General features: G+C 38.1%; 13 protein-coding genes. 2 read left to right on the forward strand and 11 right to left on the reverse strand.

The genetic code is table 11. The features are described from left to right. Positions 1-10: 10 nt before the first annotated feature. Positions 11-1,009 carry an inorganic phosphate transporter gene (locus tag NSQ59_RS19655; protein ID WP_340832465.1) on the forward strand — a complete coding sequence of 333 codons (999 nt, stop codon included), beginning with the start codon at positions 11-13 and terminating at the stop codon, positions 1,007-1,009. Between the two features lie 231 nt (positions 1,010-1,240). Beyond that, positions 1,241-2,539, forward strand: coding sequence for an NCS2 family permease (locus tag NSQ59_RS19660; protein WP_126649170.1), 1,299 nt, complete (start codon positions 1,241-1,243; stop codon positions 2,537-2,539). A gap of 113 nt (positions 2,540-2,652) precedes the next feature. On the opposite strand, the gene NSQ59_RS19665 is transcribed toward NSQ59_RS19660, so the two are convergent. The 11 genes from NSQ59_RS19665 to paaX form a co-directional block, all read right to left on the reverse strand. Then, a complete protein-coding gene (locus NSQ59_RS19665) occupies positions 2,653-2,814 on the reverse strand; it encodes a hypothetical protein (protein WP_163258579.1) in 162 nt (53 codons plus the stop codon). A 776-nt stretch (positions 2,815-3,590) separates the two neighbouring features. Next, positions 3,591-4,769, reverse strand: coding sequence for a dihydrolipoamide acetyltransferase family protein (locus NSQ59_RS19670; protein WP_055740959.1), 1,179 nt, complete (start codon positions 4,767-4,769; stop codon positions 3,591-3,593). A gap of 14 nt (positions 4,770-4,783) precedes the next feature. After that, positions 4,784-5,767, reverse strand: coding sequence for an alpha-ketoacid dehydrogenase subunit beta (locus NSQ59_RS19675; protein WP_055741284.1), 984 nt, complete (start codon positions 5,765-5,767; stop codon positions 4,784-4,786). Positions 5,768-5,778: 11 nt separating this feature from the next. Then, positions 5,779-6,846, reverse strand: a complete 1,068-nt coding sequence (gene pdhA, locus NSQ59_RS19680; RefSeq protein ID WP_055740960.1) for a pyruvate dehydrogenase (acetyl-transferring) E1 component subunit alpha — start codon at positions 6,844-6,846, stop codon at positions 5,779-5,781. Between the two features lie 42 nt (positions 6,847-6,888). After that, positions 6,889-7,998, reverse strand: coding sequence for a Leu/Phe/Val dehydrogenase (locus tag NSQ59_RS19685; RefSeq protein ID WP_055740961.1), 1,110 nt, complete (start codon positions 7,996-7,998; stop codon positions 6,889-6,891). Positions 7,999-8,103: 105 nt separating this feature from the next. After that, the gene (locus tag NSQ59_RS19690; RefSeq protein WP_055740962.1) at positions 8,104-8,499 is read right to left on the reverse strand and encodes a thioesterase family protein; all 396 of its coding nucleotides are present in this window, start codon (positions 8,497-8,499) and stop codon (positions 8,104-8,106) included. Positions 8,500-8,538: 39 nt separating this feature from the next. Continuing rightward, a complete protein-coding gene (locus NSQ59_RS19695) occupies positions 8,539-9,339 on the reverse strand; it encodes an ABC transporter ATP-binding protein (protein WP_055740963.1) in 801 nt (266 codons plus the stop codon). Further along, positions 9,317-10,366 (reverse strand): ABC transporter permease, encoded by a 1,050-nt coding sequence (locus NSQ59_RS19700; protein WP_055740964.1) that lies wholly within the window; start codon positions 10,364-10,366, stop codon positions 9,317-9,319. Before NSQ59_RS19700 ends, NSQ59_RS19695 begins: the two co-directional genes overlap by 23 nt. 15 nt (positions 10,367-10,381) lie before the next feature. Beyond that, on the reverse strand, positions 10,382-11,383 hold the full coding sequence (locus NSQ59_RS19705) for an ABC transporter substrate-binding protein (protein ID WP_055740965.1): 1,002 nt from the start codon (positions 11,381-11,383) through the stop codon (positions 10,382-10,384). 474 nt (positions 11,384-11,857) lie between these two features. Continuing rightward, positions 11,858-12,814: an NAD(P)H-dependent flavin oxidoreductase gene (locus NSQ59_RS19710; RefSeq protein ID WP_055740966.1), complete on the reverse strand. Its 957-nt coding sequence runs from the start codon at positions 12,812-12,814 to the stop codon at positions 11,858-11,860. A 130-nt stretch (positions 12,815-12,944) separates the two neighbouring features. Beyond that, positions 12,945-13,832, reverse strand: coding sequence for a phenylacetic acid degradation operon negative regulatory protein PaaX (paaX, locus tag NSQ59_RS19715; RefSeq protein ID WP_055740967.1), 888 nt, complete (start codon positions 13,830-13,832; stop codon positions 12,945-12,947). Between the last annotated feature and the right edge of the window lie 111 nt (positions 13,833-13,943).

Genomic DNA, 13,943 nt, shown 5'->3' on the forward strand with positions numbered 1-13,943 from the left:
AGCGTACGCAATGGACAGTGTCTTTATTATAACCTTGTTAACAGTCATCTTTGCTCTTGGCTTCGATTTTATTAATGGTTTTCACGATACTGCAAATGCGATCGCAACTTCAGTTTCAACGAAGGCTTTAAAACCAAGGCATGCTATTATACTTGCGGCATGTATGAACTTTCTTGGAGCATTGACTTTCACAGGGGTAGCTCAAACCATTTCAAAGGATATTGTGGACCCATATACCATCCATAATGGAGCCATCGTCATACTGGCTGCATTAATAGCTGCGATAGCTTGGAACTTAATTACATGGTATTTTGGAATTCCCAGCAGTTCCTCCCATGCCATTATAGGTGCTTTAGCAGGTGCAGCCATTGCAGCTGCAGGCTTTTCTGCTATTAAATACAAAGGATTTCTTAAAATACTTGAAGCCTTAATTATTTCACCTATTCTTGCATTTGTTATAGGATTTATCATTTATAGTATTTTCAAAGTAGCATTTAAAAACTTAAATTTAGCAAAGACTAATAAAAAATTCCGCTTAATTCAAATTTTAACTGCTGCCATTCAATCATATAGCCACGGGACAAATGATGCGCAGAAATCAATGGGTATTATCACATTGGCATTAATTTCCAGTCATATGATTAAAGGGACCGGTATCCCTTTGTGGGTCCAAATTGCCTGCGCGACAGCAATGGGATTAGGAACATCTATTGGCGGATATAAAATTATTAAAACAGTTGGCGGAAAAATAATGAAGATTAAACCTATCAATGGTGTAGCTGCAGATTTAAGTTCCGCCTTAATTATTTTTGGTGCAACATTTATTCACCTTCCTGTAAGTAGCACTCATGTTATTTCCTCCTCGATTCTTGGAGTAGGTACTGCACACCGCGTAAGAGGGGTTAAATGGGATACTGCTCAAAGAATTGTTTTTACATGGATTATTACTTTACCAATTACCGCCATATTTTCAGCGATTGTATATTATATTCTTAATATTTTTATGTAAAAAGGCACATGCGGGCCTTTTTTTTGTTTTGGAATACCTTTTATAATCAGCAACATGAATGATCCAAATTGCACGCATCTTAACTTTAGAAATTAAAAATATGGCAACATCTTTAAGGAACATTTTTTCATGAAAATAGGAAAAACTACTATAAAAACTATTGCCTATTCAATTAAAAACGAATAATATATAAATTGTGTTTTTTAATCGTTCGTGTTTTGGAGGTATTTTATGTTTAAATTACAAGAAAATGGCACCAATGTGAAAACGGAAGTTCTCGCAGGCTTTACTACATTTTTAACAATGGTATATATTGTGGTAGTGAATCCTGTTATTCTTCATGATGCGGGTGTGCCATTTAATGATGTATTTATGGCGACTATTATTGCCACTGTAATAGGGACATTATGGATGGCGCTATGTGCTAATTATCCGATTGCCATTGCTCCTGGGATGGGGATGAATGCGTATTTCGCCTATTCCGTTGTCGGCAATCATGGACATATAACTTATACCACTGCTTTTTCTGCAGTATTTGTTGCTGGGATCATTTTTATTATCTTATCGTTAACTCCTTTCCGCCAAAAGCTTATTGAAGCTATTCCGGATAACTTAAAACACGGAATAACTGCTGGTATTGGACTTTTTATCGCATTTATTGGATTAAAGCAAACAGGCATTATTATCGGGGACAAAGAAAATTTAGTTAAACTTGGAGATTTGCATGATCCGTTAACGATCCTTTCATTAGTAGGACTTGCTATTACTTTAATCTTATTTGCAAGAAAGATTCCTGGTGCTTTATTTATTGGCATGATCATTACTGGAATTATTGCATTTTTCACTGGGAAATTAAAGTTTGATAAAGGCGTTGTCGGAAAGCCTTCTCTTCCACATTTTATGATTGATAACCCAATATCTGCATTCGGTGATGTTATCCACCACAGCTTATATGCCGTTGTCTTTTCATTTTTGCTTGTAACGATTTTTGATACAACTGGAACGATGGTAGGGGTTGCCGAACAAGCTGGTCTAATGAAAGGGAAAAAATTGCCGCGTGCGCGTCGGGCATTACTTTCAGATTCTATCGGCACAACGATTGGTGCTGTTTTCGGAACGAGTCCAACAACCGCATTTATTGAATCGACATCTGGTGTTGCTGCCGGTGGCCGTACAGGATTAACTACAACCATTGTTGCGGTACTTTTTATTATTTCTTCCTTCTTTAGTCCACTAGTAAGTGCGGTATCCGGATTATCAGCCATTACTGCACCTGCATTAATTATAGTAGGAAGCTTAATGATAGGCAGTGTTGCCAATATTAAATGGAAAGAAATTGATGAAGCATTTCCTGCGTTTTTAATTATATTAACCATGCCATTAACATCTAGCATTGCGACGGGTATTGCACTTGGATTTATTTCTTATCCTATTTTAAAAATTGTAAAAGGAAAATGGCGCGATGTTCATGTGCTTGTATATTTATTTGCTGTTTTATTTATCCTTCAGCTAGCGTTTGTTCCTCAATAAAAAAGCGTAGGCGACTCCGCTGGTGTACGAGTGAGTGAAATTTGAAGTGTAGTTTTATATTCAAAAGAAAAAATGGTTGGGGCTATTTTGCCCTAAGCATTTTTTTTGAAATTTCACCATTTCAACATCGTTCCTTGAACTAAACCTCTCAAGTCTGATTTTCGTCTCTTTTCTTCCTCATTACTTCCGTCACCAGAAGGTTTACGAGCTGTCATTGGGACAATCCAGGAATCCATTTGTTTATAGTAAAGCACCAATTGTTTACATTTCCTCATAAAGATGAAACCAACCGTTATCCAAAGTGGTCAAGAAACCACCACACAATAAGAATGATACTCACTATCCCCCAAATTGTAGTCCCCACTATCCTCCAAACTATGGATCGGGTAGCTAAACTTTGATGGAACTTATTTTTCATATTTCTAGTTATAAAAGCTAGGTCAACAAATCCGATTGCGACAAAGCCAACAGTAATCCAAAGCAATAAATCCACTTTTTATCCCCCTTTTTGTACATTACCTCCGCTATTATTTCGCTAATCATCCAATCCTCTCCTTCCACCCAACTGATTCGTTATTTAATAACGTATCTCCTTGGTATTAACATAAAAATCCAGTAAAGCTTTAATTTAATATTAGTACTGAAATTAGCTAATGTTCTAATATACAAATACCATGTTATGAAGGACAAAACTCTGTTTTTTTACAAAAATGATGTCCTTCATCATGGTTATGAAGGACACTACTCAGTTCTTTAACAAAAAGAATGTCCTTCATCCGGGCAATGAAGGACAAAATTTGGTTGTGTATCATGGATAATGTCTTTCATCATGGTTATGAAGGACATTACTCAGTTCTTTAACAAAAAGAATGTCCTTCATCAGGGCGATGAAGAACAAAATTTGGTTGTGTTTCATGGATAATGTCTTTCATCAAGGTTTTGCAAGTGTTCTTGTGACTTCATCAGTAAATTTCAATGCGTTTATATTCTTGATTCACCTGATTCTACCTTTAAATTGAAAGTAATTAACAAAAAACTTAAACGTTTTATTTTACTTCAATTCTAAAAGCATTTTTGAAGGGTTCTCTAATAAACTCACAAGCCGATTGGTAAACGCAACAGCTGTTGCTCCATCCGCCACACGATGATCAAAGGACATAGATATATTCATAATGGAACGGATAACGATTTCATCGTTTATTACTGCTGGTCGCTTTTTCGTTTTATGAAATGCAACTAACGCGGATTCTGGATAATTGATGATTGGTGTTGCTCCAATTCCCCCAAGCGGGCCAACATTACTTATTGTGAACGTTCCGCCAGTAATGTCTTCTCTTGTAAGTTTATTATCTTGCGCTTTTTGAATATATTCCTTCATTTCTTGGTGGATGGTTTTAAGCGATTTTTGTTCAACATGATGAATAACCGGAACAATTAGCCCTTCTTTTGTATCTACCGCAACTCCAATGTTATATTCCTGTTTCAATTGGATAATTTCCTTTTCCTCATCCAAAATTGAATTAAAGATTGGATAATCCTTTAATGCCAAATATATTGCTTTGATAAAAAATGCAGCTACTGAGATATTTGTGCCATCATCCTTTAATTCATTTTTTAAAGAAAGTAAGTTGGTCACATCGACTTCCTCGAAATGTGTAACGTGTGGAATCGTATACAGTGATTTCGTCATTTTGGCAGCAATTTGCTTTCTTCTTCCTTTAAACGGAATTTCCACCGGATTTATAGGTGATATTTTCATTTGTTTCGGTGCTTCCTCTATTTCTTCAACTAGCGGAGGTGCAGGATTTTCAGCTTTACTGACAAATTTATAAATATCCTCATCCGTCACCCTTCCGATAGGGCCGCTTCCTACAACTTGTTCTATATCTACGCCAAGCTCTCTGGCAATTCTTCTTGTATGCGGTGCCGCGATAATTCTTTTTTTTGGCAACGGTTTTTCCGGTCTATGTGAAGAATCTGAATGTATTTCTTCCGTATCAATGATTAATAATGTTGTCCCAACTGTTACATTTGTTCCTTCTTCTATTAAAATATCTCGAACGATACCTGATATAGGAGAAGGAAGCTCAGCCGTCATTTTATCCGTCTGTACTTCTACAAGAGGTTGATCACTTTTTACCCGATCCCCTTTTTTTACGAAGTAGGTTAATACTTCCCCCTCTGTCATTCCTTCTCCTATGTCATGCAGCTTTACTTCTACCAACATCATCACCTTCTTTCCAGTTAGAAATGCATTACCTTTTCAATTGCCCTTGTAATCCTTCCTTCATTAGGTAAAAAGTGGTTTTCTAACGAATAAAAAGGTACGGGTACATCGAAGCCGGCAACCCTTTCAATCGGAGCTCTTAAATATAAAAACGAAGTTTCCTGAATAACGGAAATAATTTCTGCACCTAAACCGCTTGTTACATGTGCTTCATGAACAATTACCACTCTGCCTGTTTTTTGCACCGATTCGCTAATCTGTTCATGATCTAACGGATATAAGGTACGTAAATCAATGACATCACAACCAATTCCCTCATCCTTTGCTTTTTCAGCAGCCTTCATGGCAACGGGTACCATTGCACCCCAAGCAATAATCGTAATGTCTTCCCCTTCCATTAGAAGATTCGCCTTTCCTATTTCTACCGTATATTTGCCGGTTGGCACCTCTTCTTTAAAAGCTCGATAGGAACGGAGAGATTCCAAGAAAAGCACCGGATCCGGATCCTCGATACTAGAAATAAGGAGACCTTTAGCATCATATGGATTGGAAGGACAAACAACTTTAATACCTGGCATATGAGTAAACAGAGCTTCCATACTGTCTGAATGTATTTCGGGTGCCTTTACCCCAGCTCCATATGGCGCACGAATGACCAGTGGCACATGAAATTTGCTCATCGTCCTCATTCGTATCCTCGTTGCATGTGTCATGATTTGTTCGAATGCCGGATAGATAAAACCAAGAAACTGAATTTCCGCGACAGGCAAAAAACCATTAATCGCAAGTCCAATGGCTGTACCAATAATACCTGCTTCACTTAATGGTGTATCAATAACTCGTTCTTCTCCAAACTCATCGACCAGTCCATCTGTTGCACGGAAAACGCCGCCATTACGGCCAACATCCTCCCCCATAACAATTATTTCCTTACGTTCACGCATCATCGTTTGTAATCCATCTGTAACCGCCTGCACTAAAGAGAGCTTTTGGGTCTTCATGACATCTATACTCACCTTCTCACCCCTCTTAAGTATTCGTAATATTCATCCTTCTGCTTTTGAATGGTCCAGGTTGGCTCAGCAAAAACGTGATCGAATAAATCCTTTACATCCGGTTTTGGGAACGCTTCCATTTCTTTGATTGCTGATTCAATTTTATCATCTATTCTTTTCTGTAATTGATTTAACCAGATTTCATCCCATAATCCTTCATTTTTTAGATAACGTTCTAAACGAAGGATAGGGTCTGTCGTTTCCCGTTTTACTTTGCTTTCCTCTTGGTTACGATATTTGGTCGGATCATCTGCGGTTGTATGGGCACCATATCTCCAGGTGACAGCCTCGATTAAGGTTGGTCCTTCCCCATTTCTTGCACGATCCAATGCTTTTTTCGTTTCAAAATAGACGGAAAAAACATCATTTCCATCAATTCGGACACCTGGTATACCGTATGCTACTGCCTTTTGGGCAATGGTTTCCGAATTCATTTGTTTGTGAATAGGAACAGATATAGCATATTGATTGTTTTGATTAAAAAACACAACTGGTGCTTTAAACACACTGGCAAAGTTTAAGCCTTCATGGAAATCACCTTCAGATGTTGCCCCATCGCCAAAATAAACAATTGCAGCATTTTCGGTGTGTTTCCACTTTTCTGCTAGTGCCGCACCGGTGGCGTGTAAAAGCTGTGTTGCGATTGGCACTGCAGGAGGAAAAATCCTTCTTCCATCAGGCGGCACACATCCCTCCACCCTTCCATTCCAATAAAGAAAAATAGTTGTTAAAGAATGACCAAAGGTTATGCTTGCCGCATGGTCTCGGTAAGTAGGGAAAAGCCAATCCTGCTCGTGCAAGGCAAATGCACTTCCAACTTGAGCTGCTTCCTGCCCTTCGAAAGGGGCATATGTTCCGAGTCTTCCCTGTCTTTGCAGGCTAATTGCTTTGCGGTCAAAGGTTCTTACTAATAGCATTTTTTCATATAAGATGCGAGCTAGTTCATCTGTAATCAACTCTTTTAATTCCCCATTTAAAATCCTTCCGTTTTCATCTAAATATTGCTTTGTTTGAAATTCCTTCACTTCCCACACATCCTCTCTTTTGCAGGATTAACCATACAAGACTTAGTGCTTTACTTCCCATTTCGGACGTTTATGATGTGAAAAGAAACTATTGCGGTGTTTTCTTGCTTCTAAACGCTGCTCACAAAATTGGTTTGCAGATTGAACAGTAGAAATATGCTCATTTTCAGCAGTACGATATATTTCAAGCAATGAAGTATAAATTGCTTTTGTTTTTTTCATCACTCTTTGTTTATTTGGTCCATATAATTCATCTGATACTTGAATTAGCCCTCCAGCATTGACAATATAGTCAGGAGCATAAAGGATGCCTTTTTTTAATAAAACATCACCATGATGATCGTCTAATAATTGGTTATTGGCTGATCCGACAATGGCTTTTACTTTTAATCGTTCAATCGTTTCATCATGAATAATTCCGCCTAGCGCACATGGAACAAAGATATCTGCTTCTACTCCATATATATCACTTCCAGAAACGACCCTAATTGATTCATTCCCGATTTCTTTGCCTCGTCTAATTAATGCCTCAATCGACTGCTGATTAATTTCCGAAACGTACAGGTTGGCACCTTCTGCTAATAATTGTTCCGCCACTTTAAAGCCAACCTTTCCAAGACCTTGGATTGCATATGTTTTATTTCCAATGGATTGGGAACCATCTAACACCTCATTTGTAGCCTTAATACCATAGATAACACCATGTGCAGTAGGAATGGAGGAATCACCGCTGCCACCGTATTCTTCCGGTAACCCGACAATACAATTTGTTTCCTTCATGGCATGAACAAAATCTTCAGGTGTTGTTCCCATATCCGTTCCCGTATAATAACGCCCATTTAAGGAGTCAATGTATTGGCCAAGGGATCGGAACAATTCTGGTGTTTTATCTTTTGCAGGGTCACCGATAATAACGGTTTTCCCTCCTCCAAAATCTAAATCCGCTGCTGCACATTTATAGGTCATTCCTTTTGAAAGCCGCAATGCATCATTTAGTGCGTCTTCAAAGGATTTATAAGGATACATTCTGCATCCGCCAGTTGCTGGTCCAAGTGTTGTGTTATGTATTGCGATAATTGCCTTTAATCCAGTTCTTGCATCATTACAAAATACAACTTGTTCATGGCTTTTAATCTCATTAAATAAATCCATTCATATTCTCCCCTTTCTGGAGGTTATAGATTGAGAGTTAGATGTCCGAAGTTAGATGGGGAGAAATTGGCCAGATAGCCAATTTCATGTTCTGCCACCGCTATTTCAAATTATTGAAGCTTCTAGTCTCTCCTGAATTTGAGTTTTAGGCAGGATAACTTGTTTTACCTCCCCTTTCCCAATTAACCCTTTTTCTGTCCACGCTTCCGTCTTAGTAATGATTACATTATCGATTACTTCAGTTAATGTTGCCTTTACGTTCACAACCGTTCCTTCTGTTGTCGGGGCAATGTGTTTTACTTGTACTGCGCCTCCGATTCCTTCTTCATGGTTTTCAAGATAAGGGAGAATGATTTGCCGTGACACCCATTCCATATGATATACCATGGAAACAGTTGAATATGCCTTATGGACTACATTCCCCTCGAATTGAGCAAACATATCCGGTGTTACTTCAAATGAAACGGAAGCAGTCTGACCAATTTCCATTCCTTTCTTCATTACATCACCTCTTTATTAACAGCTAAAACCTTATGTCTATTAATCTACTGACAAAAGAGCTCTGTCACTGGTCATTTTCGCACCTCGAATCCGCTGGAATTCTGCCATTAATTGATCTATCGTAAGGTTTCTTTTCTCTTCTTCATTCACTTCTAGAATTATTTGACCTTTATCCATCATAATTAAGCGATTGCCAAGATCTAATGCTTGCTGCATATTATGCGTCACCATTATAGTCGTCAGTTTATCTTTTTCAACAAGCTCTTTAGTCAGCTCCGTAATTAGCTTCGCTCTTGAAGGATCAAGCGCTGCAGTATGTTCATCTAATAAAAGAATAGATGGGTGTGTAAAAGTGGCCATTAATAATGAAAGAGCCTGCCTTTCACCTCCGGATAATAAACCTACTTTAGCGTTTAACCGATTTTCAAGATTTAAATGTAAAATTGCCAGGGATTCTTTAAAGAAATCTCTTCTCTTTTTGTCCACACCTCTTCGCAGTCTTCGTTTTTGATTTCTTGAGTATGCCATTGCCAAATTCTCTTCAATTGTCATAGATGGGGCTGTTCCTGCCATTGGATCTTGAAATACTCTTCCGATTAATCTCGCTCTTCTATATTCCGGTAATTTCGTAACATCCTCAGAATCAATATGGACAGTACCAATATCGGGAGTAAGGACCCCTGAAATCATATTCATCAAAGTAGATTTCCCCGCCCCGTTACTTCCGATTACTGTCACAAAATCCCCTTTTTCTAAACTTAAATTAATTTGGTCTAAGGCAATCTTTTCATCTGGGGTAGATTCATTGAATAGCTTGCTAATCTGATTGAGCTGTAGCACTTGTCTCCCCCTCTTCCCTTACATCTGCTTGTGAAGCTGCCAACCTTTGGACATGACGCCTCGATTTTCTTCTCTTTTCACGCTGTGCTTCGATAACCTTCGGCAGTATTAATGCCAGAATTACGATGATTGCAGTAATAAGCTTCATATCTCCTGTATCCAAAACATTCCATCTAAGCGCAACGCCAAGTATGATACGATATATAATGGCACCAGAAATAACGGCCAATGTCGTTCTTATAATTGATTTCGTACCTAAAATTGCTTCGCCGATAATAACAGAAGCAAGACCAACAATGATCATCCCGATTCCCATTCCGACATCGGAAAACATCGAATATTGGGCAATCAAAGCACCCGAAAATGCTACGAGTGCATTGGAGATTCCAAGACCAAGTACAATATACCAATCTGTATTAGCTGAAAAGCTCCTGATCATTCTCTGATTATCACCTGTAGCCCTTATTGCAAGGCCAACCTCTGTTTGCAAAAACCAATCGGCAAACTTTTTTACTATATAGGTTACAATCAGCATTAGGACGAGAGTCCCCCATGTGGATGGAACATAGTGCACTCCTATTTTTCCAAGAAGATTATTTAGCCAATTATCAATGCCTAGCGGCGCCCATATTTTCCCGAATATTGTAAAAACGGAATCTGAATTTAATAAAGGAATATTGGGTCTTCCTACAGAGGTTTCAGTAGTGAGTCCCATAATACGTAAATTGATAGAATAAAGGGCAATCATCATTAAAATTCCTGAAAGGAGTGGATTTATTTTTCCTTTTGTGTGCAGAAGTCCGGTAATACATCCTGCAGCAAAACCGGCAACTAAGGCCAAAACAGTAGCTAAAATAGGATTATACCCAAAGGTAATCATCGTTGCCGCAACTGCTGCACCGGTTACAAAGCTTCCATCAACCGTTAAATCAGGAAAATCCAGCACCCGGAAGGAAAGATAAACTCCAAGTGCTAGAATCGCATAGATGATTCCTTGCTCAAGTGATCCAAAGATCGTTCCAAACATTGAACCATCTCCTATTTATTCAGTAGTTTCTGCTTTCCAATCATCTTTAATGTCAATACCGATGGTGCTTGCTGTCTTTTTATTTATGACTAGCTTAAGGTTTTGCGGAACCTGAACAGGAATATCTGAAGGCTTGCTTTCACCCTTTAATATTTTGACTGCCATTTGTCCAGCTTCATAACCAATATCATAATATTCAAAGCCGTATGCCCCAAAAGCCCCTTTTCTAACGGAATCAAACTCGGCAGCCATCATTGGAAGCTTATTTTTATTGGCGACAGAAATAACCGATTCTAAAGCGGACACGACGGTATTATCAGAAATGATATATAATCCATCCACTTTTCCTACTAATGATTCGGTAGCCTGTTTAACATCAGCAGAAGTTGCGACGGAAGCTTCCTTAATTGTCAGGCCGATATCGCCGGCTAATTTCTTTACGTTATCTACTTGTGCACGTGAATTTTGTTCACCGGAATTATAAACCATACCAACTTTCGTAATATTTAGCTTTTCTTTCATAAATTTCAAGGTATTTGGAATTGCTTCTGGGTGGGTATCGATTGTTCCTGTAATATTTCCGCCCGGTTTCTCCATAGAAGAAACAAGCTTTGCCCCTATTGGATCCGTGACAGAAGTAAAGACAATCGGAATATCTTTTGTTTGACTTGCTACTGCTTGAGCACTTGGTGTAGAGTTTGCGAAGATGAGATCAACTTTTGAGTTAACTAAATTTGTTGCGATTGAGGTATTCGCACTATTATCGCCTTGTGCGTTTTGTATTTTATATTCGGCTTTTATTCCACCATCTTCTATTGCCTTTTTAAAACCTTTAAATGCAGCGTCTAGTGATGGATGTTCGACAATCTGGGTAACCCCGATGGTATATGTTTTTTCCTTTGATTCTCCCTTATTTGCTTGTCCCCCCGATGATGAAGGCGTCGATGTTTTGGAACCACAAGCAGCTAGTAGAATGGTACTTAATAATACAACAGCGGTTTTTTTCCATTTCATCATTCCAATACCCCTTTAAAAATATTTTTTTGAATGAGAATTGCATGTAAAACCTATTTGACTAGAAATTTTTGTACCTTCATCCTATAAACAAAGAATGACTACACCTAGCTGTAATAAAAGCTTAGTTTTTTTACATTCCTCCCCCACTGAAAACGGTTTCATTTCTTCATGATTGTTTGCATTAAAAAAGCTTTTATTATCATGTACAGACTCTGTCTAGCTGCAGCGCCCATCGGCTAGCGGATTTCTCCGTCTCCCTCCTACGATAAGTCAACATCAGTTCGTAAACAACCTCACTGTGTTTCCTTTATCTCGAGGTGAGCGACTACTAAATCCGTACGCCGATGAACAAGGCGCCTCCGCTTTTCCTATTACGAAATAAAAGCTAACGTTTAATTAACGTTATATTAACATTTTATGCTATATTCGGTCAATTCAATTTAAAATATTTAAAAAATTCCATTATCATATTTTTTACTTATGAACATTTAGGTTAGTTAAATACTTCAACTGCTGTTCGTATTCCTTCAACATCGAATCGATTACATCTTTAACGGTTGGAATTGTTCTAATTAAGCCAGCGATCTGACCGCTATTCATAAATCCCTTTTGTTCATTTCCATCTAAAGCTCCGTTACAATGAAATTCTTCCGTTGTTAGTTCTTCATATTCCCCAATCGTTAAACCATTTTTTTCCTTCCATAAAATTGATTTAGCATACTCCCCATCTAATACCCTTCTTACTCTTCCTAAAGATCTCCCTATTACCACGGTACTGTGGTCTGTTGCATCTATTATTCTCTTTTTATATTCTTTTGAAAAAGGAGCTTCCTTCGTAGCTACAAATCTTGTTCCCATTTGCACCCCCTGTGCTCCTAACGCAAATGCAGCTAACATCCCTCTGCCATCTGCAATTCCTCCTGCTGCAACAACAGGAACATCTACAGAATCAACAATCTGCGGAATCAAGGTCATCGTTGTTGTTTCATAGGGAGAGTTTATTCCAGCTGCCTCCACGCCTTCCGCTACAATGATATCCGCTCCGGCTTCTTCCGCCTTTTTGGCGTGTTTCACACTAGCTGTGACAACCATCACTTTAACATGCTTATCATGAAAGAGTGGAATAAATGGTGCTGGGTTGCCAGCCGATAAGGATACTACTGGAATATCATGTTTTATAATAAGTTCTACTATTTTAGCTGCTTCCGGATGAACGGAAACGGGAATATTTACGGCAAAGGGCTTTTTGGTTAAATGCTTTGTTTCTACCATAATGTTTTCAATTTCTGCTATATTCATTGTGCCAGTTCCAATGGTTCCTAAGCCCCCTGCCTCAGAAACTGCAGCAGTAAGTTTAGCATTGCTAATATTCCCCATTCCGCCTTGTATAATTGGTCTCTCAATACCGAGAATTGTTGTTACTTGATTCATGAGACTGCCCCCGAAAGTTCATTTTACAATGGCTCTTTTCTTAACCTTGTTGCTTTGAACTTTATAAGAAAAGATGCCCCGTAGCCTAATTTGCATTAAATTTGTACCAAGTGACGGAAAACCGCCTTTACTATTCTTCTATAATAAGAGGATGATGAAACATATCATATTCTTCATTCATTTTTATTTCATTACCATCTTTAAAAACAGCTTCAAAAAAGTAACATGCCGGTTCTGTAAGTTCCCGATAATATTCAGTAAATAGATCCGCAGCTTTGTTTCCTAACCACTTTTTAGGAAGCAATTCCTCCGGTAATCCCGGATCAATAAATAAAAACTTTCTGTATTCATGGACAAGCTTTGTTCTTTCCACAAAACACTCCGCCTGTGTCATTTGATTCTTAGCGATTTTCTTTTTATCTTGGGAGAATTTTTTACAATAAAAATCGATAAATGTTTTATAGTGTTCATTAATGTCGTTTAAGTCCCAGCACTCTTTAACAAGTGTCTGATTTTCCCGTGGACCGCTATATTCTGCTATAAAATAATGGACATACTCTTTAATATCATATTTATCTATTAACATATAAACTTGCTTCGTTAAATCATTAGGGGAAATAAAGCTGCTGTTTGCAATGGAACCAAATCCGCTCCACAGCAATTCCTTACGGAGCTCATCACGTATATTTCTTTTTTCCTCGGGAATGGAATAAATCAGCATTCTCCATTTTCCATCCCATTTTTCCGGATTGAGCTTAAAAATACGTTTTGCCGCCTCATCCATCCGATCAATCCCGCGTGAAGTTAAAAAATAATAGCTTTTATTCCCTTCCTTTCTTGAATCTACCCAGCCTTGTTTGTACATTCTAGAAATGGCAGCCCTGACAGATTGCTCATTATGTCCAAATTCCTTTAATAACCTGATCAAGCTGCCAATCCAAATTTCATTTCCATAATGCCGAATATAATCACCATACAGGGTAAATATCATTGATCTTGTGTTTAAACTGCTGTTCATGTATATTTTCACTACCTTTTTATTGTATATTTGCTTTCGTCTCAAAATTGTTAGTGTTTGTATTCTATCAAATTCACAACTTTTCGACAATGAACAGCAAATTAGAAAAGC

The sequence above is a fragment of the Margalitia sp. FSL K6-0131 genome (assembly GCF_038008735.1).
GTDB classification, from domain to species: domain Bacteria; phylum Bacillota; class Bacilli; order Bacillales; family Bacillaceae_C; genus Margalitia; species Margalitia shackletonii.